Raw genomic sequence first — 26,174 nt, 5'->3', positions numbered from 1 at the left:
TATTTCTGTTGCCAGGTGTAAGCTCTGGTGCAAGATATAAACCTGCACAGCTAACAGAGCCATTAAAGAAACGCTAAGTTTGCATAAACCCGTTAAATGCCAGTGGCTTTTAAAGCACTGACATCGCTATATCCACAATGCGCTAATTATATAGGATTTTTACGTTATTCTTACTCAACCATTCGGTTAAACTCGCAATCAACTCATCATGCAAATCCACTCGCCAATCATTACCTAACATGAGTTCAACTTTACTGGTTTGATTATGGTATTCAATTTTGATCGGGCATCCGCGGTATTCATCTGACGCACTCACACAATAAGGCTTTAATAATGTCTTTAGTTTAAGCGCATCAGATTGACCATTGCACATAATTTTTAAAAAGCTGGCACGATTATTTCTTAAAGCAGAAAGATCATATAGCTTTCTAGCATTCACACGAACACCGCCAGAAAACTCATCGTGGCTCACACGGCCTTCAACAATCACTAGCTGGTCATCTTTTAACAACTGCTGCGATTGATTCAACAAGTCATTACCAACCACTACTTCAATTCTAGTTGTACCATCATCTAGGCCAACAATTGCCATTTTACCGCGCGCAGTCATCCTATTGCGCACCCCAGAAACGATACCGGCTAATAGTTGTGGCTGATCTTTAGGGGCTAAGTTTGCCAAGGTTGTGCTGATAAACTGACTTAAATCTTTTTGATATGACCAATAAGGATGGCCACTAAAATAAAAGCCAAGCGCTGCTTTTTCTTCCTGTAAACGCTGTTGCTCAGGCCATGGCGCAACGTTAGGCAATACATGTACAGACTGATCGGATGCCTCACCAAACAAACTATTCTGATTACTATTGGCGTTAGTTTGCTCGGCAGCACTAATTGCCAAAGCCACGCCTGCCAATAACGCATGACGGTTAGACTCAAGCTTATCAAACGCACCAGCCCTAATCAGCGACTCGATGACGCGTCTGTTCACTTTACGTAAATCTAATCGGCTACAAAAATCAAATAAACTCGTAAATGGACCATCTTTTCTACGCGCTTCTAAAATCACATCAATTGCGGCAGAGCCAGTACCTTTAACTGCACCCAAACCATACAAGACTTGGGTTTTACTCACAGGTTTGAACTTGAATTCACTTTCATTGACATCAGGCGGCAACACTTCAACCTGATTCGGCGCACAATCATCATAGAATATGTGCACACTGTCTGTGTTGTTCATATCAGCAGACATTGTCGCTGCCAAGAATGCCGCTGGGTAATGCGTTTTAAGGAAAGCCGTATGGTAGGCTACTAGCGCATAGGCTGCAGCGTGAGACTTATTAAAACCATAGCCTGCAAACTTTTCGAGCAAATCAAACAAATCACTGGCCTGCTGCTCAGTCATGTTGTTTTTGGTCGCGCCCTCAGTAAATATCTTACGCTGGGCATCCATCTCTTCTTTTTTCTTCTTACCCATCGCACGACGCAGCAAGTCAGCGCCGCCCAAGCTATAGCCAGCCACCACCTGCGCAATCTGCATCACCTGCTCTTGGTAAACAGCAATGCCGTAGGTTTCTTTTAGAATAGGCTCAGTCAAAGGATGTGGATACTCAACACGTTGCTTACCGTGTTTACGGCGGCAGTAATCTGGAATCAAATCCATTGGGCCTGGACGATACAAAGCGACCAAAGCAATAATATCTTCAAAGCAATCTGGCATCGCTTGTTTAAGCATGTCTTTCATGCCGCGCGACTCTAACTGGAATACCGCTGTGGTATTTGCAGTTTTTAACAGCTGAAACGTTGGCTTGTCATTAATCGGCAAGGTTTCAAATGATAATGGCGGCAAGTTGTTGCTCGCGCGCTGTTGATTGGCATTCTCTAATGCCATATCCAAAATGGTCAGCGTACGTAAGCCCAAAAAGTCGAACTTGACCAGCCCTACAGCTTCAACATCATCCTTATCATACTGACTCACCAAGCTTGCGCCGTCTGGCTGGCAGTATACGGGTGAAAAATCTGCAATCTTACTGGGTGAAATCAACACACCGCCCGCATGCATACCGATATTACGCACTAACCCTTCTAGTCTTAAAGCCAGCTCTAGCAGCTCTTTAACTTCCTCTTCACTCTCACGACGCTCAGCCAATTGCGGCTCTTTTTCTAGCGCATCAGACAAGGTAATACCAAGCTCCAGCGGTATCAGTTTCGCTATGCCATCCACAAAGTTAAACGGCAGATCCAACACACGCCCAACATCGCGAATCACGGCCTTTGCCGCCATGGTACCGAAGGTGGCGATCTGTGAAACAGCATCAATCCCATACTTCTGCTTCACGTAGTCAATTACACGATCGCGACCTTCCTGACAAAAGTCGATATCAAAGTCAGGCATGGAAACGCGGTCCGGATTTAGGAAGCGCTCGAACAGTAAGTTATATTCCAAAGGGTCTAGGTCAGTAATGCCTAAACTATACGCAACAACAGAACCCGCACCGGAACCCCGGCCAGGCCCGACCGGTACGCCATTATTTTTCGCCCAGTTAATGAAGTCAGCAACAATCAAGAAGTAACCAGCGAAACCCATCTGGTTAATCACATTGGTTTCAAAGTCTAATCGTGCTGAGTAGGCATCTTGTTTACTGGCGCGAATCTGCTCATCGGGGAACAGCACTTCCAACCTTCTCGCTAAGCCTAAACGTGCCTCTGAAATCAAGTAATCATTCAGGCTCTCATTATTAGGCGTAGGAAATTGCGGCAAATAGTTTTTGCCTAGTGTCAGGTTTAAATTGCAGCGCTTCGCAATTTCTACGCTATTGGTAAGCGCCTCGGGCATATCTGCAAAAAGTACTGCAATATCAGCCTGTTTTTTAAAGTATTGCTCAGTGGTAAAGTTCTGTGGGCGCCTTTTATCTGCAAGGACATAACCCTCTGCAATACAGGTTCTTGCCTCGTGTGCGCGATAATCATCTGGCGTAGTAAACTGGATGGGATGTGTAGCTACAATTGGCAAGCTTAGCTCATGCGCAATATGACGCACATGCTGAATATACTGCTCTTCACTTGCCTTGCCTGTATCGGTGGCGATGCGCTGCACTTCCAAATAAAAGCGCTCTGGAAATAGCTCTTGCCATTGATCCGCAAGTTTTTTAGCTAATGCTAAATTACCCTGCGTGCATGCTTGGCCTACATCTCCAGCAAGGCCTCCAGACAATAACAGCAAGCCTTCAGTACCTGCCTCAGCAAACCATGCGCGCTTAAATTCCGCACGGCCGCGATACTGATTGGTTAAATATGCACGACTTAACAAATGACATAAGGTTAAGTATCCAGCATGCGACTGACACAACAGTAACAAACGCGAAGGCTGCTCTCGATTATCAACATTTTCGAGCCAAATATCACAGCCGATAATAGGCTTAACACCTTTACCACGCGCTGTTTTATAAAACTTGATTGCACCAAATAAGTTACTTAAATCGGTCAATGCTAGCGCAGGCATTTGATCACTCACCGCCTGCTTGACGTAGTCGTCTATTCGCACAATGCCATCAACAATAGAATACTCGCTGTGGCAACGCAAATGGACAAAACTAGGAGAAGCTGATGGGGTGGGTGTCGTTTCTAGCATAAGGCAATTTTACCTTATTGATGGGTATCGTTGTAAGCAAGGTAGGTACTTAAAACGATAAATAAATTGCTTAAAACATCATATATAGCACTTGCTAAATATGGTTTTTTAATAGTTAAGAGTAGCAATAACAGCTAAGCAAACATGGCGGAAATAAATACGCACCCCATGCTAGCGTATGTAAACGTTAAGCGCCGCCATGAAACCTAGGTAAAGCACTAATGATTGATTAAAGCATGCACTTGCTCAATCAGCACCTCATCCTGCACCGGCTTACCCAAGAAAGCATTGACGCCAATTTCAGTTGCCACATTACGATGCTTCTCTGCCGTACGTGAGCTAATAATAATGAGCGGCGTGCCAGCAGTCTGTGCGTTATCTCTGACATAACGAGAAAACTCGAAACCATCCATACGCGGCATTTCGATGTCGGTCAAAATAATTGCCGGTGATATTTGCTGCAATTTTTGAATCGCATCCATACCATCATTGGCTGTCACCACTTCAAAGCCATCTCGCTCCAATACGCGCGAAAGCACTTTACGCATGGTGAGTGAATCATCTACCACTAAAGCAACTTTCTTCATCTGTACAACCACAGGGGCTATATTAGTCACTTTAATTGCGCCACTAGACAACTCTTCTCTATTCGCCAACAACACTGGGTTAATCACCAAAATAATGGCGCCATCACCCATCACCGTCGCGCCAATCATACCCGGCACATGTGATAATTGTGTCCCCATAGGCTTCATCACCACCTCTTGGTTACCAATCAACTCATCTACATGCAATGCCGTACGATATGCACCGCTTCTTAATAACACCACCGGCGTGTAAGTATGTGCCTGTGCCACAATCTCTGCATCACCAACCAGTTTTGACAAGAAATGTAATGGGTACTCTCTGCCGGCCCAACTGATCTTGTTTGCATTATAGGCATCGCTTAAATCTATTGATTTAAGCTTTTGCACTTGCCCTACCATCACCGATGGAATCGCATAAGTTTGGCTGCCTACACGTGCAAGCACTACTTGGGCAACTGATAGCGTCACTGGCAAGTAAATGTTAAACATCGCGCCCAAGCCTGATGCATTACTTACATCGATACGGCCGCCTAAGGCTGCAATATCGCTACGTACAGCATCTAAGCCAACCCCGCGTCCTGCAATTTGCGAAACGGTTTCAGCAGTAGAAAAACCTGGCTCAAAAATAATCGTCATCAGCGCTTGGTCAGACACGTCCTGGTCTGCACTGAACAAGCCCTTCTCAATTGCTTTTTGTTTAACCTTAGCCAAGTTCACGCCTGCACCATCATCTGTAATGACCAGCGTAATCTCGTCATTTTCCAAGCTGACTTTTAGCTTGATATGGCCAACCTCAGACTTGCCTAGCTTTACACGCTCACTAGCAGACTCAAGCCCGTGCGCAACGGCATTGCGCAACAGATGCTCCAAAGGAGCCCCCATTTTATCCAACACACCACGGTCCAGCTCAATACTTTCGCCTTCGATGGTCATTTCTACGCGTTTACTCAACTCTCTAGCCGTTTGGCGCACGATACGCTGCAAACGCTCAGAGATAGTTGAAAACGGCAACATACGCACACTCATCAGCCCCTGTTGCAGCTCACGGTTCATGCGGTTTTGTTGCTGTAATGCAGCATCAGTCTGATCAAGATTAAGCAGCAAACCATGTTGAATAGTCGCCACGTCGTTTACGCTCTCCGCCATCATGCGGGTAAGCTCTTGCAGGCGTGTAAATCGGTCAAATTCTAATGGGTCAAATGTCTCGTTTGCCTCTTGCAATAAACTCATACGAGACTGCAATTGCGTTTCTGCTTCAATTTCCAACTCACGCAGATAGCTACGCAATCTGCTAATACTGTCCGTCAAATCAGTAGAGGACTGCTTGAAGTTTTGCATCTCTCTATCCATACGAGAACGCATGATAGAAACTTCACCAGCTTCATTAATCAGCCTATCTAATACATCAGCACGCATACGCAAAAACTGTGTTTTACGTTCACTTTGCCTTGTAGATTTTGGCGTGGCAGTTTTAGCTTGAACAGGCAAGCCCTTAGCCATGCCGACATCTCCGACAATGTCCTCTAGCATGTAGCCAATGCGGTCGAACTCAACAAACATTGCATCAAAGTCATCTGAGCTTACTTGGTGCCTTAACGCGCGAATCACATGGTCTTCCATCCCATGCACGCTATCCCCAATCACGCCCTGACCTGCCATACGGGCACTGCCTTTTAATGTGTGGAGTGCACGTTGCAATGAGTCAGGATATTCAGCTTCTTTTGGATTGGTACGCCAACCCCTTAAGTCTTTACCAATTTGCGGTATTAACTCACGCGCTTCTTCAATAAACAGTGCGAGCAACTCATCATTAACGATGGCATCTTTACGCTGCAACGCTTGCTCAGCCGCTAATAATGCATCTCTTTCCAGTGGTAACTCAGTGACTACCTCAGTTTGAGATGCAATATCCTCTTGCTCAACAATTGGCTCTGCTGGGCTGACTTTTGTTTTAGATTTTGGTTTTTTCTTAGAACTCTCTGCTTTTTCAACCTCCAAGACAGCAGCCTCTGCTATCTGTGCTGCAGATACTTGCATTGCAGCGGTTGACTCACCTAGCGCAACAATCAAAGCGCGTGAAGACCTAGGATTCTTCAATGCCTTGGCTTTTTCTAACCCATCGGATAATGCTTTAACCACACTACCATAGAGAGTGATGTGTTGCGATGTCCAAACACTATGATGTTCATCTAACCAATGCTCCAAAGCTCTTGCTAAGTCACCAATTGCTTTAAAGCCCGCGGTTAATGCATTACTACCCAGAGTGTGTGCTGCACGACAACTCTCTGGCGTTGGCAAATCTGTAGAATCAACAACCAGAGCCGCCTGTGCCTCGACCAACGCTTGCAAGTGCTGCTGCGCCTCTCCCAAAAAGATATTAAAGAAGGCTTTGCTTAACTTACGTGTTCCGCCAATTAGCACCTCTTCTTTTTGTACTATTGGTTTAGCTGTCACTAATGACTGCTCAAGCCCTGCTGCCAACTCAGCAGCCTGCTGCTGGAATGGGCCTGGCGTTAAACTCACTTGGTGATGTTGCTGTAACACAGCTACCCACGTTGCAAATTCAGCGCTTACTTTTTCAACAAAAGCTAAAATCGCAGGGGTTGGAAATGTCTTACGATCCAATACAAGGTTAAGTAAGCTCTCTACAGCCCACGCTACCTCGCCCAGACCTAACAGCCCGACGGTGCGGCCACTGCCTTTCAGTGTATGGTAAGCCCTTCGCACTTCAACAAAAGCGTCGCTATCGGTTGCATTAACGCGTAAAGCTTGCAGATTTTGAGCCAATGACGCGAGTACCTCTTCAGCCTCTGCCAAGAAAATATCTTGTAGCTCAGGATCAAATGCTTGGTCAACCACCTCGTTTAGAGCATTCGTGGCATTCTCTGCTGGCAAGGCCAGAGACTGAGTTGATGCGATTACAGCTTCATTATCATTTAAGTTTAAATCTATCGCAGACAAATCAACTTCTAGCACATTATCGGCAGCATTTAGCCCTAGCGAAGCAGCCGCTTGTTCCAAACGCAACAATGCCTCAGCCAATGCATGCTCTGCTTCTGCATGAACGTGCGGTAGCTCTTCTGCGTACAAACCTAACATACTAAGGTTTTCTGCAATCAGTTCAAAAATCGATTGCTGATCCTTACTATTGTAATTTGTTTGGCTATCGTCATTAGCTTGGCTGCCGTTAGTTCTAAAGTGATCCACAAAAACAGCACTTAACTGTGCAATGGCTTTGGGCACAGGCATTTCCAACATATCAAATGCGGCTGAAATTTGTTGTAAAGGTTTACTGGCTTCCTCTAGCTCGCTGATATTTTCTGGGTTTCTAAAGAAAGTATCTAGTGCTTTTTCTACAGTTACCAATGCAGCCAACACTTGTTTAGCAACAGCCTCTACCAACGCAGCATCATGTTGAGTCATCGCAAATGCATCAACTGCCGGCGCCAAGGCATCCCCAAGCACCACTGCGTTTAGACGTGATACTTGTGTCGTGATTTTTTGGTTAGCTTCTGCGTCAAGTTGCTGATAATGATCACAACTTGATTCAAGCAGATTCAATGAGGCAGCAACTTCGATAAACGCAACATCATTTAACTTAGCAGTATCATTCTGCAAAGTTGCTACAGTTTGATGGGTAGCATTAAATAAACTAACGACCCCCTCATGATTAACGCTTTGCTGAACAGTATTCAAAATATGTTCGAACTTGTTTACTAATGTCGCTAAATCAGCAGCACTTGCTGTGACCTCACTTAAACTAATGCTCGCCCATAAATCTTTCAGCGTTGGGATATCAGCAATCAACTGTGCCAATGCCGCTTGTTCTGCCGCATTAGAGCTTGTCGCCTCTACCGCTTGCGTTTCTGATGGGAGAGCAGCATCCAACTCAAACGTATTTTTTACCGCAGCAATAGTCTCGGTGCTTCTATCGCTGATAGCAACGTAATAAAGTAAATCACGTAATAAACGAGATGGAACTTTCGCGTCACCCATCGCCACGTTGCGTAGCTGGCGGTCTAATTTACTACAAAGCTTTTTAGCGCCAGGATTTTCCGCTACTTTCTCCTGTGCAAGTGCATCAGTAAATGCTGAAGCAGTCCACCAAAGTGTTTTGGGTGCATTTCTAACCTGAACTTGTTGAACTTTAGTCACTGCATCGCGCATACCATTCAGCGCTACCGTATCTTTTGTGCGTAACCAATCCAGTAAAGACTTCTGAAAGGCCGCTCTTTGTTCAGACACAAAAATTGGGATTGCTGACTCTTCAATCGGATTGCTTGGTAAATCTTTCGGCGCACTGCTATCCACATCCGGAAAGAACAACTCACTTTCATCTAAAGACTCGCCCTGTGCTTCAACAATAGGCTTGAGTGCCTTATACAGCCGCATTGGTTGATCAGGTTCACCATTAAGCAAATCTTGCAGATACTTAGACAAGGCCTCCACCGCAGCAATGAAAGACTCCATCACCTCTTGGCTAATCGGAATCAGCTGCTTCGCTAAATTATCAGCAAGCTTTTCCAACTCATGGCAATAACGTTTACATCCTTCCAGCCCTACCATATCAAGTGCACCACTCACTTGGTACAAATGCGCAATGGTAAATCTCAAGCTCGCAAACTCACTTGGGGTTTGATTGACCTCGTTAAAACTCTCCAGCACCTTTTTTAGTGACTGATCAATCTCATCTTTAACCCAAGACAATGGGCCAGTATCAAATGCTTCAGGCATTATTTACGTCCATTTTCAGTTTGTAGTTTTTCATGGCGTTTTATGTGTCTTATGCTAAAAATTAAACTTCCGCGCAAAATATTAAAATGTCTAGAGTTTAAAGCCAGCCACTGAGTCACGTAACTCTTCTGCCAACGATGTGAGCTGTCCAACAGACTCAGCAGTGAGTTTAGTACCCTCTGTTGTCTGTGTCGTAATCTCTTGAATCATCTGCATGTTGTTTGCTACCGTTGTGGCAGATTCTGTTTGCGCGTTAGTCGCAGCAGAAATAGACTGAATGAGTCGTGCAAGATTAGTCGTAACTGACTCAATCTCATTTAGTGCCTGTCCCGCAGCATCGGCAACGCGTGCACCCTCAACCACACCCTCGGTACTTTTTTCCATCGCCGCCACCGCACCATGCGTATCGGTCTGAATCGTCTTCACAATCGCACTAATTTGCTTAGTCGCTTCAGATGAACGTTCCGCTAGACGCTGAACCTCCTCTGCAACCACCGTAAAACCTCGTCCAGCCTCACCCGCAGAAGCAGCCTGAATTGCAGCATTCAACGCTAGAATGTTGGTTTGTTCGGTAATGTCTGAAATCAGCTCAACGATCTCACTAATCTCTTGTGAGCTTTCACCCAAGCGTTTAATACGTTTAGATGTTTCCTGAATCTGGGTACGAATCTCGTTCATCCCTGAAATCGTGTTCTGTACCGCTTGCGAACCTTGAATAGCCGCTTCCAATGAGCGTTGCGCAACCTGAGAAGCCTGCTCCGCGTTGCTAGATACCTGCAAGATAGAACGCGTCATGTCGTTAACAGCCTGTGTTGTCTGCGTAATCTGTGCAGCTTGCGTTTCAGCAGCAGTCAGCAACTGTTCAGAAGTCCCCTGTGCTACTGAGGTTGCAGAAGTCACTTGCTCTGTCGCATGGTTAATCTCAACAACAAGGTCACGCAAGCTATCAATCGTATAGTTAATAGAGTCTGCAATCGCACCCGCAATATTATCGCGCACTTCAGCTTTTACAGTTAAATCACCGTCCGCCAAGTCACCCATTTCATCAAGTAGCTGCAACACCGCCTCTTGGTTTTCTTGGCCTTCTTTTGCAAGCTGACTAGTTAAGGTAATAGATTGAGCTGCCTGTTTTTTACCATAGAAATACATCAAACCCAACAACACAAGCCCTAGCAACAATAAGCCAACCAATACAAACTGAATAAACCGAGTTTGTGATTCAATTAACGCCTTGTTTTCTTTAACAATCGCTTGTGTAAAGGTGTTACCTGCTTGTTTAGATGTTTCAAAAGCCACAGTCAAATCCAGCAAAGGCGCTGAAGCAGCTACCGTACCTAAAGGCAAAGCCGGAATATAACGTTTATTCGCTACATCAAAAAAGTGTTCGCCAGCACGTATCACCTCCTCTAAAGGAGCCACTAACTTTTGATTATCTAGATTTTTACGCCAGTACTCAGAACGCTCCTTAAACATTGCCTCGCTTTTAGCTGCATTGGCTAATGCACTATCACGTTTCTGATTATTAAAACTAGTCGACGCAACATACGCTTCGTTATATGAAGCAAACGCATCTAAGGGGAACATCGGCGGCGGATTAGTATCAGCCGTTAGCTTTTCGTAAGTATCTAAAATATTGTAAATTGGGCCGTTGACGCGCACTTGGTTAATTACCCAGAAGCTCAATAATGCAAATAAAATGAAAGCCACAATCTGCAAGAAAAGCTGGCGATAACCAGCGCTAATGCCTCCTGCATCAAAGTTACCTTTTTCAGCACTCGTCAAATTAGAAATTTTTTCTTTAACATTATTAAAGAACCCACCAAGCAAAGACCCTATTTGTGGTGGCAGGCCTTTTATCGCTACAAGATTTAATGCCATTGTTAACCCCGATTTCTAAATTTATTATGCTTACTTAACAACTATATGCTTACTTAAAAACTAAGAATTCAATATCCATTACTTTTACTAAGTTATCTACCAACATAAGGTATTCACTAATATGTTGGCTGAACAAAGCCTTTATTTTGCACCAGCGCTTCTACATCAAGCTCCAGCCAATCGTTACCTTCAGTATCCATATATATATTCATGCTAAAGAAATCAGCATCATCTTCAACAGGCTTAACTTGCATGGTTTGAATGCTGCGTAAACCAATCAAGCTATCAACCATCAATGCAACTTGTGTCGTAGACTCTGTACTCAGCAATAAAATACGATTATTAACAGATCTAGGCGTTGGCTGCATTCCCATAAACTGTGCCAAGTCTGAAATGCTATATAAATTACCGCGGACGTTAGCAACCCCCAAGAACCATGGTTTTGTAAATGGTACCAATTGCAACGGCGGTACGGGCAACACTTCTTTCACATCTTGTAGATTAATTAAAAATCTTTTATCGCCGACGGTAACGCCTAAACGAGAGAAAGACTCGCCGCCAACTTGGCTCGCAGCATCTTTCAGCTTAGAAAGAATCGCCTCTTGAAACTCACGTAAATTAGAAGTTTGTGCCACGATTAATTATTAATCCCAATCAATACCATTAAACATATAAAAAAGCATCACTAACAGCATAAAGCCACCAGCTAATCTCTAAGCACTATTATATATAGCCACTATTTAGCGACTTAATTATCCAACTACTCAATCGTTTTAATTAAAGCCAGCAAATCTGCTTCTACCACCGGCTTGGTGACACAGGCCTTAGCGCCCATTTTTAACGCCCAAGCTAAATCTGTTGCTTGTGATTTACCGGTACATAAAACAACCGGAATATGGGCAGTTGCAGGATTCTTTGTTAGCGTGCGTGTCACCTGAAAACCAGTTAATCCAGGCATCACAACGTCACACAACACAAGATCAGGCGGGTTAATATTCACCTTAGTTAAACATTCCTCGCCACTTTCTGCACCAACCACACGATAACCGGCAGTTTCTAACATTTCGGTCAGAAAAAAACGGTCTGTTGCAGAATCATCGACGACTAAAATAGTTTGTATTGCCATATTCAATCCACCTCTTTTTGATGACTTTTAGCTTTTGCAGCATAAATCTGCACTGCTTCTATCAGTGTTTCTTGGGTAAAGGGTTTGGTAAGGTACTGGTCTGAACCGACCATGCGACCGCGTGCACGGTCAAACAAGCCATCTTTGCTAGATAGCATAATGACAGGCGTTGTTTTATAACGCGCATTTCTTTTAATGAGAGAACAGGTCTGATACCCATCTAGCCTAGGCATCATGATATCAACAAAAATTAAATCAGGATTCTCGTTAGATATTTTTGCTAACGCATCAAAACCATCTTCCGCGAGAATAACTTGGCAACCAGATGCCTTTAGAAATATCTCAGCACTACGACGAATCGTATTGCTATCATCTATGACCATGACCTTGATTGTTGAGAGCTGATCTAATGTCAGCTTTTCCTGATACGGCTTTTCCTGGGTCACCAGTAAGCTCCTTTATTTTATATGCAACACTACTTTAATTAGCTTTTTTGCACTTGTTTTACTTCATTTTATATATAGTCTGTCTTAATAAGCAATACTATTTGAAATATTATTCAAAATAATAATAATATTTATTTCAACCACTCTTTAGGGTAGTCTATAATAAAATTACAATTTATTACAATTCATGATTACAATTTATAATAAATAAAAATCTAGCGCAACAACTAAAGATTTAACGGGAAATAGAGTTCACCAAGGGGTAAGCATGATAATTAGGCAAGAATCATTAACAGCTAAAATGACGCTCAAGGATTTATCCTCGACGTCACCATTACCATCAGCTAATTTGGTATTGGTATTTGGCTCAGTAAAACGTTTTGGTGAAGCAAAGTTACAAAGCATATTAAAGACGCGCTACCCTACAGCGCAAATCATTGGCTGTTCTACTTCTGGTGAAATCACAGCTTCCGGCGTTTATGATGACAGCCTGCAAATCACCGCTATCCTTTGGGAAAAAACAGTACAACGCGTCACGCATACCAAAATGACTGGCATGCAAAACTCATTTGAAACCGCAGTCACCTTAGCCAAACAGTTAAAATCAGATAGCTTGAAAGCTGTCCTAGTGTATTCAGATGGTTTAAATGTAAACGGCTCCGAACTCCTTGAGGGCTTTAAAAGCGAACTTGGTGAAACCCCAATCATGGGTGGTATGGCTGGCGATGGTTTTAACTTCAATAAAACTGTACAACTATTTAACGACACAGTGTCGGATGGCCTTGTGATTGCCGTTGGCTTATACGGCAACAGCTTAATTGCCGCAACAGGCGTTGGCTTAGGATGGAAGCCATATGGCCCGCCTCGCAAAGTCACCAAGTCTGATAAAAACGTAGTGATTGAGCTTGATGGTAAACCAGCATTACCTATATATAATATGTATATTGGCTCACATTCGGCTAAAGGCCTACCTGGTAGTGGCTTAAACTTCCCATTTGCTATCATTGAAGATGGTAAACGCGATATTGAAAAGATTCGTACCTTACTCGCAATCGATCCTAAAACTAACAGCCTCACCTTTGCCGGCAACGTCAACGAAGGTGAGACCGTGCGTTTCTGTCAATCAACCCACGACCGATTAGTGGAAGGTGCTGGCGATGCCGCACACTTAGTATCTAACCATGCCAACGTTAACCAAACAGGTTTAGCGATTTGCGTAAGCTGTGTTGGGCGTAAAGGCGTGATGGCAGAGCTTGTGACTGATGAAGTGAAATTAGTACAACAGATTTTAGGCGGTCAAACCGCGATTACTGGCTTTTACTCATATGGTGAGTTTGCACCAAGACCAGATACTAGCGACAGCGTACTGCACAATCAAACCATGACGATCGGTTATTTAAGTGAAGACCTACTCGCCTAAATAACACGGTATACTTGATCAAACAAATCACTAGCTTTTGCATATAAAACTAGTCAATTCGGGGCTATTGCTAACCCATAATCAACTTAGGGTTGATTGCTTTAGCTATAAACGATAGAGTTAGCCCCTTTATACACAAGGAGAATTTAAGATGGCAACCGTGACCCTAAAAGGCAATACAGTTAACGTTGGCGGCAACTTACCACAAGCAGGCCAAACAGCACCTAACTTTGCACTTGCTAATGCAAAACGTGAATTGCAATCACTAGATGCATTCTCTGGTAAACGCAAAGTATTAAACATTTTCCCAAGTATCGATACACCTACTTGCGCAACATCAGTACGTACATTCAACCAAAAAGCAAGCAGCGTAGCTAACACAGTCGTATTATGCATCTCTGCTGACTTACCTTTCGCACAAAGCCGCTTCTGCGGTGCTGAAGGCATTGAGAACGTAGTAACATTATCGACATTCCGTGACACTGCAAAATTTGCAACAGACTACGGTGTATTTATTACAGACAGCAGCCTAGCAGGCTTAACAGCACGCGCTGTTGTAGTGTTAGATGAAAATAATAAAGTGCTACACAGTGAATTAGTGGCTGAAATTGCAGACGAGCCTAACTACGAAGCAGCTTTGGCTGTTTTATAAGTTGTACACTTGAATGATGAAAAGCCCAGCAGATTGATTTGCTGGGCTTTTTTGTTTGGTACCTCAGACAATTCTGATCAAAAAAATCATTCTTTGACGCAAAGCTTTCCGTCAATTAGGATGCCTACTTTACGTTAGAACATATCAAGGAGCCGCGTATGTGGGAGTGGGCACGTCAAAACCTAAATGAAATTGGAGTTGCATGCACAGTTCTAGCATTTTTATTTTCATTGATAGTGCTTGCTTTTTCAGCATTCCGCTACGTTTCTTTGCGCAGGGATGAGCTAAAAAACCAACGCTACGATCAATATCACGAATTGTTACTAAAAATCAGTAGAGGTACTGACACTCAAGGACTTTTAAAGTTAGCAAGTCAGCGTGCATTCATTTATGAGCTTCGCCATTTTCCCGAATACAGTAGCCTCACAAAACGGTTACTTGAGTCACTTTTGAATGAGTGGAAAGAGGATACAGAAAAGAATGTAAAACTCACATTTGAAGTTCAAGACACAATTAAGGCTTTAAAATGACTTAACGTTCTAACCTATTACTAACCGCTCCAAAAAGGACACATCGGTTATGTCTCATAAAGATCATTCGCTTGCATCAACAGTAGAAAATGACAGAAAATATGCTAAAAGGAACGAAATCATTCTATGCTCTGTCTGTGGAGTTGAATTAGCAAGAAAGAAACTAAAAAAGCATAAACGTAATGCTCACACTCCGCCGCCGAACCAAAATTCACTCGAAAATACATTAAAAACAGCAAACTCAAACCCTCTTATTAGAAAAATCAAAAATGAGTTACGGAGCGACATAAAACAGTTGAAGAGTATCCCGTTGGAATATCAAGCCAGCGTTTATGCCAAGATGGAAAGGGAAAAACGCGCCCAGCAAGATATTAAAAGACTAGAGCAACTTCAAACACTAAAATCAACGTCAAAAAAACTTAAGGAGGAGCTTCGAAAGGCAGTTACAGCGTCCGTTCGAGTAGTGTTGGAAAGAAAAATATCAGCATGTGATAAAGCCATAAAAAAAGCTCCTAAACCAAGGTGCAAATGGTCTCCTATCCTTCCAGGCTCTTTTGAATCAGGTAAGTAACTGTGCTAACTAACACTAGCTTCAAGTCAACCGCCCCAAAGCTACACTTCTGGCGCGATAACAATTAGAGAAAACAAAGAATGAAGAAAACCCTTAACGCTATTTTGTCAGTTTTATTAGTTGTAGCTCCATACACTCAAGCGCGACCACTCAGCCAAACTCAAGCACCTGAGCCAACATCTACAGATCTTTACTGCGAGACTATGTCCATCGCTTTTATTGAATCAATGCTCGACTACAAGCCACCAAGCTCTCCTGAGCATGCAAAACGAGTAACTGCAACTCAAGCTGAACTCTTGGAAACATGTAAATCCATGCCTACTGTAGGCGGGATAGAAAAAAAGCAACGGGATATGAAATTACAGGAGCTATCTCAGATTTCATGTCTTGGCATGGCTGACGGAATTACGACAGCGCAAGCGAGCAAGACAGAAGATCGTCTGCTTTACTCGAAACTAACTCAAAGTCGGCAATTCTTCACGAATGCTTGCAAATCCAACAGTAAGAAATTTCTAACTGACATAAAGAAGTACGGACCTTATCACGTTTTGAGCAAAACATATTGAGCTATTATGCTACCTAACTAATTAGCCATGTAGGGTGGGTCACTTGACCCACGCGTTACAACTTCCACCTCTCACCACCGCGTGGGGTTAAGCCAGTATTTGGCTTCCCCACAGAATATAGTCGCTTATAAACAAGCTTCTTATTCTGAGTGAAAACTCCACCCTACACAAACTGGTAAGAATGCTCATCAATGATACAATTTTTAATAACAAGGGTTTAGGTGACAATATTGCCAACATCCTATCTCAAACATTAAGTCACCAATAAGGATTTACCATGTCTTTTCTTAGCAAACTGAAAGGCGATAACGCACCGCTACCTCCTCAGCCATCAACAAAAGCGGTTGCTCTTGCGTGGTTGGGCGGTTTTCTAGCCATTGCCGCCGTTGCCTCACTGAATGATTTTCTTTCAGTTGCGTTGGTGCTTGGGTCGTTTGGCGCATCATGTGTATTAGTTTTTGGCTATCCTGACGTGCCATTTTCTCAACCAAGAAATGTAATTGCTGGCCATGTCATCAGCTCTCTAGTTGGCCTTGTATTTCTTTTTGCTTTTGGCCCACATTGGTGGTCTGTCGCGCTCGCCGTTGGCACAGCTATCGCGCTTATGATGCTTACTCGCACAGTGCATCCACCTGCTGGATCAAATCCAGTAATCGTGTTTTTAATGCAGCCAACTTGGGGCTTTTTACTGTTCCCAACATTAGTCGGTGCCTTGGTGTTGGTGGCTGTTGCACTGGTTTATAACAATGCAACCCGTGATGCAAAGTACCCAAAATACTGGTAGCCAAGTGGTGGGTCAGTTGTGACACACCACTTGTAATATCATTATCTGTCACTACCGCGTGGGGTTACCCCACCCTACTCAACTTAATTTAACACCTTAAAATGCGCACATATCGCACGCCTATTTTCAAGCTTATTGCATATGCTTGGGCTTCGCCCAACACGGCACTTGGCATATTACTAGGTCTTGTTATGCTCGCGCTTGGCGGCAGAGTGCGTATCGTGGCTGGAGTAGCTGAGTTTCACGGCGGCTGGATGGGGAGTTTCTTTGCCTCTCGTCCTCACCCATTTTGTTTTGGCGCAATCACAATTGGTCATGTCATTTTAGGCACATGCCACAAGGAACTTTACGCACTGCGAGCGCACGAACATGTGCATGTTAGGCAATATGAGCGGTGGGGAGTATTCTTTTTGCCTGCCTATGCGTTGTCTAGCCTGTGGGAAGTGTGTCGTGGCCGCAACGGGTACAGAAATAATTTCTTTGAAAGGCAGGCCTATGCAGAGGAAGATAAGCAAGTTTTGCCAGATAGACAGCACATCAGACGAAATATCTAACAATAGTCATTCCAAGTCGGTTGGGGCACTAGTGACCCACGCCGTGCAGTATTACCCGTGTTACTACTGCGCTAGGTTTAAACCCCACCCGACACAGCGACTACTCATGCGTTGTAACTATTAACAGCGTAACAATAAAGTGGATAAAGCGATGATGAAAAGTATGACACTTGTAGCAATCGGGCTACTGATGTCGTTTGCCGTTATTGCAGCGCCAGCCCCTTGGTACTTATGGAAAAGTAAGTTGGATGGTAGCGTATGGTGCACGCAAACTCCACCAGGTAAAGGCTGGGTGCAAATAGATGGGCCATATAAAGACGCGCATTGCAAAACAATTGGCCGTCCCGGTAAATAACAATCAAAGTGATGACGCTATTTAGCTCACCACGCTCCACATTAACAACGCCTATCTATACTTTTACAAACTCACCTTCGTCTGCGCCCGCCAACAAGGCTAGCAAGTCTTGACCTTTAAGCGCCAAGGCATAGCCTAATACGCCACTGCCGATGACCACTGCATCATAGTTGCGCACGCTTTTATCTACTAACACGCGTAGCGTTTCTGGTAAGGCGATGGGTGGCACTGCGCCGACCACATAACCTGTGGCTTCGGGTACTTCATCATATTCAGCCATGCGTAGTTTACGTTCGTCTAAATGCTTGCGCAGCACGCCCCAATCCGCACGACCTGCGCCCGCTACTGCGAGCAAAGTATATTGACCAGAATCTGCCTTGAATACCACGCTACGCACTACGGATGTTGGGTCTAAACCTTTGACTGAGAGTAAGGCTTCTAAATCACGGATAGGCTTACTGTCCTCGCTAAGTGGAATCTCTATAATCTCGAATGCAATATTTTTGGACTTGAGCAAATCGATAACGGGAGAATGTATATCAGTCATGTGAGATCCTTATAGCGAGGTATAAAAAGCTTATGTGATGGATGGTAGTGCGACTATCACTTTCAAAACACTTACAAACTTTTCAACATACTTACAAACACCCTAATAATTCGTATATTTGGCGTTGCTGCCCTTACATTTTTCTACTGGGTATTTTTTAGCATTTAAATCTATTTTTTTATTCGCTGCTTCTATTAAATCGATACCGCAAACTTCTGCAATCCGTAGCAGATACACTAAAGTGTCAGATAACTCCTGCCCCACCTGCTCTTTCGTCTGTGCATCTAACTGACGGCTTTCTTGCTCTGTCATCCATTGAAAATGCTCTACCACCTCGCCCGCTTCTACAATCATAGCCATAGCAAGATTCTTTGGTGAGTGAAACTGTGCCCAGTCTCGCTCCGTCACAAAATTATTTACTCTGGCTCTTAGCGCATCCAATGAGTCTGCCATGTTGTTTCCTTATGCGTCCGGTTTGTCTTTACGGTTTGAGCCTGCCACCATTTTGATTTCAAATAAACGGCATTCTAACGGGCCATTGAATAATGGTGTTTTTTTGCTCGGAGCAAGGCGCATGAGCTTAGGCATGCGCAAATCATTTGTGAGGAAATATGCATTCCAACCTGCAAATTTACGTTTTAGCGTTTCACCCATTTTTGGGTATAGCAATGTAAGCTCTTCATCCTCACCAATACGCACACCGTATGGTGGGTTAGCCACTAATACGCCGTGATCTGCTGGTGGTACAACGTCTAACATATCAACATGCGACACTTGCACCGCCTCTAGCAAACCTGCTGATTCTAGATTTTGCTTAGTGACACGTACTGCGCGTAAATCCATATCTGAGCCGTAGATTTTTTGGAAGCTGACTTTCTTCACTTTGCTCAAGGCTTGGTTTTTGATTTTCTTCCAAGTATCAGATTCAAACGTTTTTAGCTTTTCAAAGCCAAACTCACGTTTAATGCCTGGTGCCATATCGAGTGCAACCATGGCAGCCTCTAACAGAAAAGTACCACTGCCACACATTGGGTCTAGTAATGGCTGGCCTGCTTGCCAACCTGTGAGTTTTAAAATACCTGCAGCCAAGTTCTCGCGCAATGGCGCTTCAATACTTGCACCGCGATTGCCACGCTGGTACAACGCGGCGCCTGAGGTATCAACATAGTATTGATACTCGTCTGTGGTTAAATAGGCATGTATACGCACACTAGGCGTTTTAGTATCGATATAGGGGCGGCTACCTACCGCTAACCTAAATTTATCGCATACTGCATCTTTAATTTTTAGGGTGGCGAACTCTAGGCTTTTTAACGGGCATTTAACGCCTGTTACTTTTACCATGAAGTCATGCCTGACATCAAACCATTGTGGCCAGTTCATTTTATACGCAGCTTCAAACAAATCTTCTTCGTTCAAATATTTACCACGGCCTACTTGCCACAAAATACGTGTTGCGGTACGTGAGTTTAAATTGGCGGCATAACACACTGACCAATCACCATCAAAACTTACACCGCCATCGGTCACATTCACCACTTTTGCACTCACTTGTTTAAGCTCATCTGCAAGTAGTTGCTCTAAGCCGCGTGGGCATGTGGCAAAGTATCGGTTTGGCGCTTGTCTGCTTGTTTGGTTTTTGCCAGACTGGGCTTTGGGTGCGGACTGTTCACGCGTATTAGGTTGATTAACTGCCATAAATTAACGATCGCTTTTCATAAATATTCGGTTGTTGGTACTGTTGTTATTGTCTGCCAGTTTTTCTACAAACTGCAAAAATTCAATCTTGTGTGTTTTTTCTAATAATTTTGCATGATCACGCAGGGTGTTGAGGCGTAAATCTGCAACGCCTTGTTTAAAGCCAAACACCGCAATATTGCCTGGCTTGCCTGTGCGCAATATCAATACTTTGCTATTAAAACTCTGCTCGATTCGAGCTAGATATATGTCAAACTTTTTGTCGCTGCCCCATAAGTTAATCACAAACACACCATCCTCTTTTAAGGTATTGGCGCATTGATCAAAAAAATCTTGGCTACAAAAATTAGGTGGGATGCCATTACTATCAAACGCATCAATAAACAACACATCGGCAGCATTGAGATGCTCTTCCAAATAAACCAAACCATCGGCTTCTATCACTTCAAATCTATCGTCGTTTTCTGGTACAAAAAATTGATTTCTAGCCACTTGAATAATTCTAGGATTAATCTCCACCACCTTGCCAACAATCTCAGGACAATGTGCGTACACATACTTAGCCACCGAGCCGCCACCCAAGCCGATAGTGAGCATTTGTTTAACCTCACGGTGAAACAGCAAAAAACACATAATGGCGCGCGTGTAGGTGAGTTCTAATTCAAATGGCTCTCGAATACGCATGGCACTTTGCACAGTGGCAGAGCCTAAATGTAATGCACGTACCCCGTTGATTTCACTCACATCCACTGCATCATTCAGCGCAGCATTCGCGAAGCCGCGCAGCATTTTCTTAGCAGCACTAAACACTAGGCCGCCTCTACTTCGTTTTCATCATCAGCAACCGCTACGTCGGCTACTACCGCTTCATTTTCTAACACGTGCAGGAATTTAGTGCGTAAATCCATCATTAACGTATCTACTTCTTGCACTTGCAAACTCACGCGCGTGCCAGTTTTTAGCTCTGGTAAGCCATACACTTTAGTCATATAAGGCAAGTTATCCAAGCGTACTAAATTTTCTCGCCATACTGTGGCATGAATCTCTTGTACGTTTTCTTGAATTAAATACTGCAAACACCAATAGCGTTCCATACGAATTTGGAACTCGCTATACGCTTTGTAAGTGAGCTCGAAGTTACGCATATGCGTGGTGAGTGCATCACTATTTTGTGGATAAACTGGCGGCTGATTTTGCACCACACTCATGATTTGCCGCTGATTGATTAAATCAACGGCACGACGTAATGGAGAGGTACTCCATGAGTACTGAGCAACGCCCAAACCTTGATGTGGTTCAGCTTTGGTGGTCATATACACCTTACCACCGCTTTGTGCACGATACAAACCTGGCACCTGACTACTTGCCAATAACGCGCCCCATTGGCTATTGGCCTCAATCATCAACTCTGCCACTAGCTTATCCATCGGTGAGCCACGATGGCGCCCGACTATGCTTACCTTGCCATCATTCACATAAAAATTGTAATCCACTTGCGGCGGTTTCGTTGGGTCATACTTGCCACGCGCTTTTTCTAAGGACTCTGCCAAGTTGAATAGAAATAATAATTTAGACCAATATGGATGACCGCTATCGGCAGCTAACGTGGTTTCATTAAAGTAAGGCTCTAACACATCATGACGTAGGTTTTCTGCTACTCTAATCAGCTCAACTTTGCTATGTCGCTGTGCAATCGTAAAGTCTGGGTTCACATGCAAGTACATCGATAACACTGGCTTAATCTGCCCTGCATCTAGGCTGAATGGCCTAATCGCAGACTCAGGCAACATGGTGATTTTGTGGCCAGGCATATAAACGGTAGATAAGCGGTGCATGGCGGCAACATCTAGCTCGCTATCAATATCAATCCCCAATGCTGGTGCAGCAATATGAATACCCACACACATCACACCATCATCAAGCTGACGCATAGAAAACGCATCATCAATTTCTGTGGTCGTGCTGTCATCAATACTAAAAGCCTCAGCCTCTGCCATTGGTAAATCAAAGCTGATATCTGCCGGCATAGCCGACATTTGCATATCGGTAAAGTCAGTACCTTTAGCAAAATACTCACGCAAAAAAGCACCTAAGTGGTAATCATGCACAGATGGAATTGCACCGCATGCATGTAAGAGTTTAAGGTGGCTTAAATGCAATGCGCCAGCAGCAGTATCTAGTACTTTGTACTCAAACGCGTTTTTATCAGGCTCGTATAAAAGCATGTCGCGTTTTTGCATGATCTCTTCAGGCATAGTCAGGGCTTTTAGTTGCTCCACATACCCTGCCATTTTTTCTGCTAACAGGCGTTTCTTTTCAAGCCCAGCCAGCGCTGCTTTTAAAATATCGGCTGGCGCCGCTTTATAGCGCCCTTTGCCCTTACGGTTAAAATACACAGGGGCGCTATGTAAGCGAATCGCAATGGCAGCGGCCTCTAAATGTGTAGGTTTTTTACCGTAATATTCTTGGGCAAAATCTTCAAAATTAAATTCTGACTCGCCGCAGCATTCCCACAAAAAATCAAGCTCCAACTTTTCAGCTTCAGCTTGTGCTGTTTCTAAAAATCCTGACAATGGCGCCTCAAAACGCAACAACACATTAGCGGCCTTGATTTTGCTCCGCTTACCGCTCACTGACTCAATTTGCATCGAGCTTTCAGCCTCGCTCATAATGCTTGCAACTTTAAAACTACCGTCTTCTTCGTAAAATACGTTCATTCAATTTTTTCTATTCCTAATATAACCGCAATGATACATGAGCCAGCCCATGATTTACTGCAAAAATTGTAACTTTAAGTAAGCTAAAACATCTAAAATGCACCTTATGAGAAAACTGAATTTTGATAACCGCTTTTGCAGAGAACTCCCTAGTGACCCTGTCACCACGAACTACACGCGCCAAGTAAAAGGTGCACTGTGGTCTAGCGTGATGCCAACACCTGTCAAGGCGCCTGCACTGATGGCTTATTCAAGTTCAGTGGCTGAAATGCTAGGGTTGACTGATGCAGATATGCACCATCCTGACATGATTAATACGCTAGGCGGCAATCAACTGTTAGATGACATGCAGTCTTACGCGACTTGCTACGGCGGCCACCAATTTGGCAATTGGGCAGGTCAATTAGGTGATGGCCGTGCAATATTGCTAGGCGAACTAATACATGAAAACAAACGTTTTGAGCTACAACTCAAAGGCGCTGGTGAAACGCCCTACTCACGACGTGCCGATGGCCGTGCTGTTTTAAGATCATCACTGCGTGAATTCTTATGTAGTGAAGCAATGCATTACTTAGGCGTGCCAACAACGCGCGCATTAAGCCTTGTCAGCACTGGTGACCAAGTGGTTCGCGATATGTTTTATGACGGTAACCCACAAATGGAGCAAGGCGCGATTGTATGCCGTGTGGCACCATCGTTTACGCGCTTTGGACATTTCGAGTTACTTGCCAGCCGTGGCGAGCAAGCGTTATTAAAAAAACTGATTGGCTTTACGATAGACCGAGATTTTACCGACTGGCTTCAACAACAGCCACTCACATTATCAATAGATGAGCCATCAGCTGAATTAATCGAAGCGTGGTTTACAGAAATATGCGAACGCACGGGCCGCATGATTGCACACTGGATGCGCGTGGGCTTTGTGCACGGCGTAATGAACACCGACAACATGTCGATTCTTGGCCTCACCATTGATTACGGCCCTTACGGCTGGGTTGATAATTTTGACCCAGGCTGGACACCAAACACAACCGACGCACAAGGCAGACGTTATTGCTTTGGCAGACAGCATGACATTGGGCGCTGGAATTTAGAACGCCTCGCCGACGCACTATCTACCCTACTGCCTGATGCTGTAGGCTTAAATCACGCACTAGACCAGTATGAAGCGGTATACACGCAAAGCTTAATGGATTCGCTAGTAGGAAAGTTTGGCCTTGATGCTTGGCAAGATGACGATGGCGAATTAATTAACCGCTGCTTTGAGCTCATGACCCGAGCAGAAGTAGACATGACGCTATTCTTTACGCATTTACCACATATCAATTTAGCCAAGCCTGACATTGCTGACTTGAAAGTTGCGTTTTATACCGAACAAGGCTATTTGAACTTTGAGCAAGACTTTAATGACTGGTTAGCACAATACGCCAAGCGCATTTTGCAAAGCAACGAGTCTAATGAAAACAGACATACCCGCATGGCAAGCTTTAACCCACGCTATGTATTGCGCAACTACCTAGCACAAGAAGCAATCGATTTGGCCGAACAAGGCGATACCAGTATGATAGAAACCCTGCTCAAGCTATTGCAAAATCCGTATACCAAACAAGCTGAAATGGAAAAGTTTGAAGAAAAACGCCCAGATTGGGCAAGACATAAAGCGGGTTGTTCCATGCTTTCTTGCAGTTCATAATGCTCCTCTATCGCTCATCACAATCATCCATGAAGATACAACAAATTTTTACTGATGCCGGACTAAGGTCAACCAAAGCACGCATTGCTGTCTTAAATGTACTAACAAATGCAAATAGCGCACTGAGCCACTCAGAAATTCTGGAACAAATGTCCAGCCAAAAAGAGTTTGACCGTGTCACGATTTATCGCGTACTAGATTGGCTCACCGAGCATCATTTAATCCATAAAATCTCTGGTGAAAATCGTGCATGGAAATTTCAGTTCTCGCAAAGTAGCTATACACCCGTTGAATCAAGTTCTAATAAAAAGCAGTTCCTTGCTAGCCTGCATCAGCATGCTCACTTACACTGCACATCCTGCGGAAAAGTTACCTGCATACATGAATTAAAACCGCAATTTCCCAAGCAAGTTTTAGCGCAATATCATGTGGAATCTATTGATATCAATATTAAAGGCTTATGCCTAGATTGCAATACTGCACACCAGACACATTGAGAATCGCAACAAAATGCAATTAAGTTGCATTTTATGCACTTAATCAATAAAATTAGTTTCAGAGGTATGTTAGGCATGCTTAATTACATAGCACTAACGCCAAACCAATAAACCATTATTGTCGCGAACACAAACACACCCAACAATATAATCAAAAAGACAGAATCAAATGGATAAACGCATTCCCGTTACACTACTCACCGGTTTTTTAGGGTCAGGCAAAACTACGCTACTCAATCAATTACTGAGCGACCCCAAAATGCATGACTCTGCAGTCATCATTAACGAGTTAGGTGAAACGGGCTTAGATCATATTTTAGCAACGCAGGTAGAGAGTGAGCATATTGCTGACAACACAGTGTTATTAAACTCAGGCTGCATCTGCTGTAGCCTAAAAAATGAGCTTGCCGATACGATGCGCGACCTGTTTTTCAAGCGAGCTTTGCAAGCAATTCCGCAATTTAACCGTTTGGTGATAGAAACAACAGGCATGGCTGACCCCGGCCCTATTTTGGGTAACTTAATGAACGAACCAGTCATTGAATCCACATTTAGGCTAGATGCCGTTGTGGTCACAATTGATAGCGTTTATGGCTTAAAGCAGTTGCAAGACAACATAGAAGCACTCAAACAAGCCGCCGTGGCAGATGTACTTCTGCTCACAAAAACAGATATCGCGAATAGTGATGAAATTAAAGCACTTCAAGAAAAACTCGCTGAAATTAACCCTGGTGCTAGCCAGCATTTAATTCAGCATGGTGAGATCGACCCAGACAGCATCGTTGATGTTGGCTTATTTGACCCCACAGGTAAAACCGCAACCCCTCAACGCTGGTTACGCACACCAAGCAAGGCCAGCCAGCCTAAAGGAATGTTGCCACAAGCAGCACACCAAGATGGCATTACCAGCTTTACCGTCACCATGCCAAAACCACTGAATTGGCGTGACCTTAAACCTGTCATTCTGAAACTATGCCAAACACACGGCAGTAAACTACTGCGTCTAAAAGGCATTATTCATGCAGAAGATCAGCCAGCACCGCTCGCGATTCATGCAGTGCATTTTACGCCCTATCCTCCAACCTTACTCGAAGGCTGGGATGAGGATGAAGCTATGTCTAGAATCGTGATCATCGGTAAAGATATCGACGAAAGTGAAGTGAGAAAAGCACTGATGCAGGTTTAACCTAAATT

The 26,174-nt window shown here is 43.9% G+C and carries 22 protein-coding genes; 11 read left to right on the top strand and 11 right to left on the bottom strand.

Translation table 11 applies throughout. The annotated features are described in order from the left end of the window. Positions 1-142: 142 nt before the first annotated feature. The 6 genes from dnaE to FG24_RS09325 form a co-directional block, all read right to left on the bottom strand. A complete protein-coding gene (gene dnaE, locus FG24_RS09350) occupies positions 143-3,625 on the bottom strand; it encodes a DNA polymerase III subunit alpha (RefSeq protein ID WP_036302817.1) in 3,483 nt (1,160 codons plus the stop codon). Positions 3,626-3,843: 218 nt separating this feature from the next. Then, entirely contained in the window at positions 3,844-8,946 is a 5,103-nt protein-coding gene (locus FG24_RS09345) for a hybrid sensor histidine kinase/response regulator (RefSeq protein ID WP_036302815.1), read from the bottom strand. Positions 8,947-9,036: 90 nt separating this feature from the next. Continuing rightward, complete coding sequence (locus FG24_RS09340; RefSeq protein ID WP_036302813.1) at positions 9,037-10,824, bottom strand: methyl-accepting chemotaxis protein; 1,788 nt, start codon at positions 10,822-10,824, stop codon at positions 9,037-9,039. Between the two features lie 116 nt (positions 10,825-10,940). Continuing rightward, positions 10,941-11,459 carry a chemotaxis protein CheW gene (locus FG24_RS09335; RefSeq protein ID WP_036302811.1) on the bottom strand — a complete coding sequence of 173 codons (519 nt, stop codon included), beginning with the start codon at positions 11,457-11,459 and terminating at the stop codon, positions 10,941-10,943. 125 nt (positions 11,460-11,584) lie between these two features. After that, a complete protein-coding gene (locus FG24_RS09330; RefSeq protein ID WP_036302809.1) occupies positions 11,585-11,950 on the bottom strand; it encodes a response regulator in 366 nt (121 codons plus the stop codon). A gap of 2 nt (positions 11,951-11,952) precedes the next feature. Then, the gene (locus tag FG24_RS09325) at positions 11,953-12,333 is read right to left on the bottom strand and encodes a response regulator (RefSeq protein WP_036304181.1); all 381 of its coding nucleotides are present in this window, start codon (positions 12,331-12,333) and stop codon (positions 11,953-11,955) included. A gap of 331 nt (positions 12,334-12,664) precedes the next feature. On the opposite strand from FG24_RS09325, the gene FG24_RS09320 reads away from it, so the two are divergent. From FG24_RS09320 to FG24_RS09285, 8 genes are all read left to right on the top strand, one after another. Then, entirely contained in the window at positions 12,665-13,816 is a 1,152-nt protein-coding gene (locus FG24_RS09320) for an FIST signal transduction protein (protein WP_036302807.1), read from the top strand. Positions 13,817-13,967: 151 nt separating this feature from the next. After that, on the top strand, positions 13,968-14,468 hold the full coding sequence (gene tpx, locus FG24_RS09315) for a thiol peroxidase (RefSeq protein WP_036302805.1): 501 nt from the start codon (positions 13,968-13,970) through the stop codon (positions 14,466-14,468). A gap of 158 nt (positions 14,469-14,626) precedes the next feature. Further along, complete coding sequence (locus tag FG24_RS09310) at positions 14,627-14,998, top strand: hypothetical protein (RefSeq protein ID WP_036302802.1); 372 nt, start codon at positions 14,627-14,629, stop codon at positions 14,996-14,998. Positions 14,999-15,047: 49 nt separating this feature from the next. Further along, positions 15,048-15,569: a hypothetical protein gene (locus tag FG24_RS09305; RefSeq protein WP_036302799.1), complete on the top strand. Its 522-nt coding sequence runs from the start codon at positions 15,048-15,050 to the stop codon at positions 15,567-15,569. A gap of 80 nt (positions 15,570-15,649) precedes the next feature. Next, a complete protein-coding gene (locus FG24_RS09300; RefSeq protein WP_036302797.1) occupies positions 15,650-16,135 on the top strand; it encodes a hypothetical protein in 486 nt (161 codons plus the stop codon). Positions 16,136-16,412: 277 nt separating this feature from the next. After that, positions 16,413-16,919, top strand: coding sequence for an HPP family protein (locus FG24_RS09295; RefSeq protein WP_036302796.1), 507 nt, complete (start codon positions 16,413-16,415; stop codon positions 16,917-16,919). A 101-nt stretch (positions 16,920-17,020) separates the two neighbouring features. After that, positions 17,021-17,473 carry a hypothetical protein gene (locus tag FG24_RS09290; protein ID WP_036302794.1) on the top strand — a complete coding sequence of 151 codons (453 nt, stop codon included), beginning with the start codon at positions 17,021-17,023 and terminating at the stop codon, positions 17,471-17,473. A 163-nt stretch (positions 17,474-17,636) separates the two neighbouring features. Then, positions 17,637-17,828, top strand: coding sequence for a hypothetical protein (locus tag FG24_RS09285; protein ID WP_235189751.1), 192 nt, complete (start codon positions 17,637-17,639; stop codon positions 17,826-17,828). Between the two features lie 55 nt (positions 17,829-17,883). On the opposite strand, the gene FG24_RS09280 is transcribed toward FG24_RS09285, so the two are convergent. The 5 genes from FG24_RS09280 to FG24_RS09260 form a co-directional block, all read right to left on the bottom strand. Continuing rightward, the gene (locus FG24_RS09280; RefSeq protein ID WP_036302792.1) at positions 17,884-18,375 is read right to left on the bottom strand and encodes an aminoacyl-tRNA deacylase; all 492 of its coding nucleotides are present in this window, start codon (positions 18,373-18,375) and stop codon (positions 17,884-17,886) included. Positions 18,376-18,477: 102 nt separating this feature from the next. After that, positions 18,478-18,828: a nucleotide pyrophosphohydrolase gene (locus FG24_RS09275; RefSeq protein WP_036302790.1), complete on the bottom strand. Its 351-nt coding sequence runs from the start codon at positions 18,826-18,828 to the stop codon at positions 18,478-18,480. A gap of 9 nt (positions 18,829-18,837) precedes the next feature. After that, the gene (locus FG24_RS09270; RefSeq protein WP_036302788.1) at positions 18,838-20,073 is read right to left on the bottom strand and encodes a THUMP domain-containing class I SAM-dependent RNA methyltransferase; all 1,236 of its coding nucleotides are present in this window, start codon (positions 20,071-20,073) and stop codon (positions 18,838-18,840) included. A gap of 3 nt (positions 20,074-20,076) precedes the next feature. Further along, positions 20,077-20,883, bottom strand: a complete 807-nt coding sequence (locus tag FG24_RS09265; RefSeq protein WP_081880971.1) for a polyamine aminopropyltransferase — start codon at positions 20,881-20,883, stop codon at positions 20,077-20,079. Further along, positions 20,883-22,790, bottom strand: a complete 1,908-nt coding sequence (locus FG24_RS09260) for a ribonuclease catalytic domain-containing protein (protein WP_036302786.1) — start codon at positions 22,788-22,790, stop codon at positions 20,883-20,885. The genes FG24_RS09265 and FG24_RS09260 overlap by 1 nt, the downstream gene beginning before the upstream one ends. A gap of 106 nt (positions 22,791-22,896) precedes the next feature. On the opposite strand from FG24_RS09260, the gene FG24_RS09255 reads away from it, so the two are divergent. From FG24_RS09255 to FG24_RS09245, 3 genes are all read left to right on the top strand, one after another. Continuing rightward, complete coding sequence (locus tag FG24_RS09255; RefSeq protein WP_200876887.1) at positions 22,897-24,483, top strand: protein adenylyltransferase SelO; 1,587 nt, start codon at positions 22,897-22,899, stop codon at positions 24,481-24,483. Positions 24,484-24,512: 29 nt separating this feature from the next. Further along, on the top strand, positions 24,513-24,980 hold the full coding sequence (locus FG24_RS09250) for a Fur family transcriptional regulator (RefSeq protein ID WP_036304175.1): 468 nt from the start codon (positions 24,513-24,515) through the stop codon (positions 24,978-24,980). 169 nt (positions 24,981-25,149) lie between these two features. Then, positions 25,150-26,166 carry a CobW family GTP-binding protein gene (locus FG24_RS09245; RefSeq protein WP_036302783.1) on the top strand — a complete coding sequence of 339 codons (1,017 nt, stop codon included), beginning with the start codon at positions 25,150-25,152 and terminating at the stop codon, positions 26,164-26,166. The last annotated feature ends 8 nt before the right edge of the window (positions 26,167-26,174 follow it).

It is taken from the genome of Methylotenera sp. L2L1 (assembly GCF_000744605.1).
Lineage (GTDB): Bacteria > Pseudomonadota > Gammaproteobacteria > Burkholderiales > Methylophilaceae > Methylotenera.
This window is presented reverse-complemented; position numbering and strand designations above follow the sequence as displayed.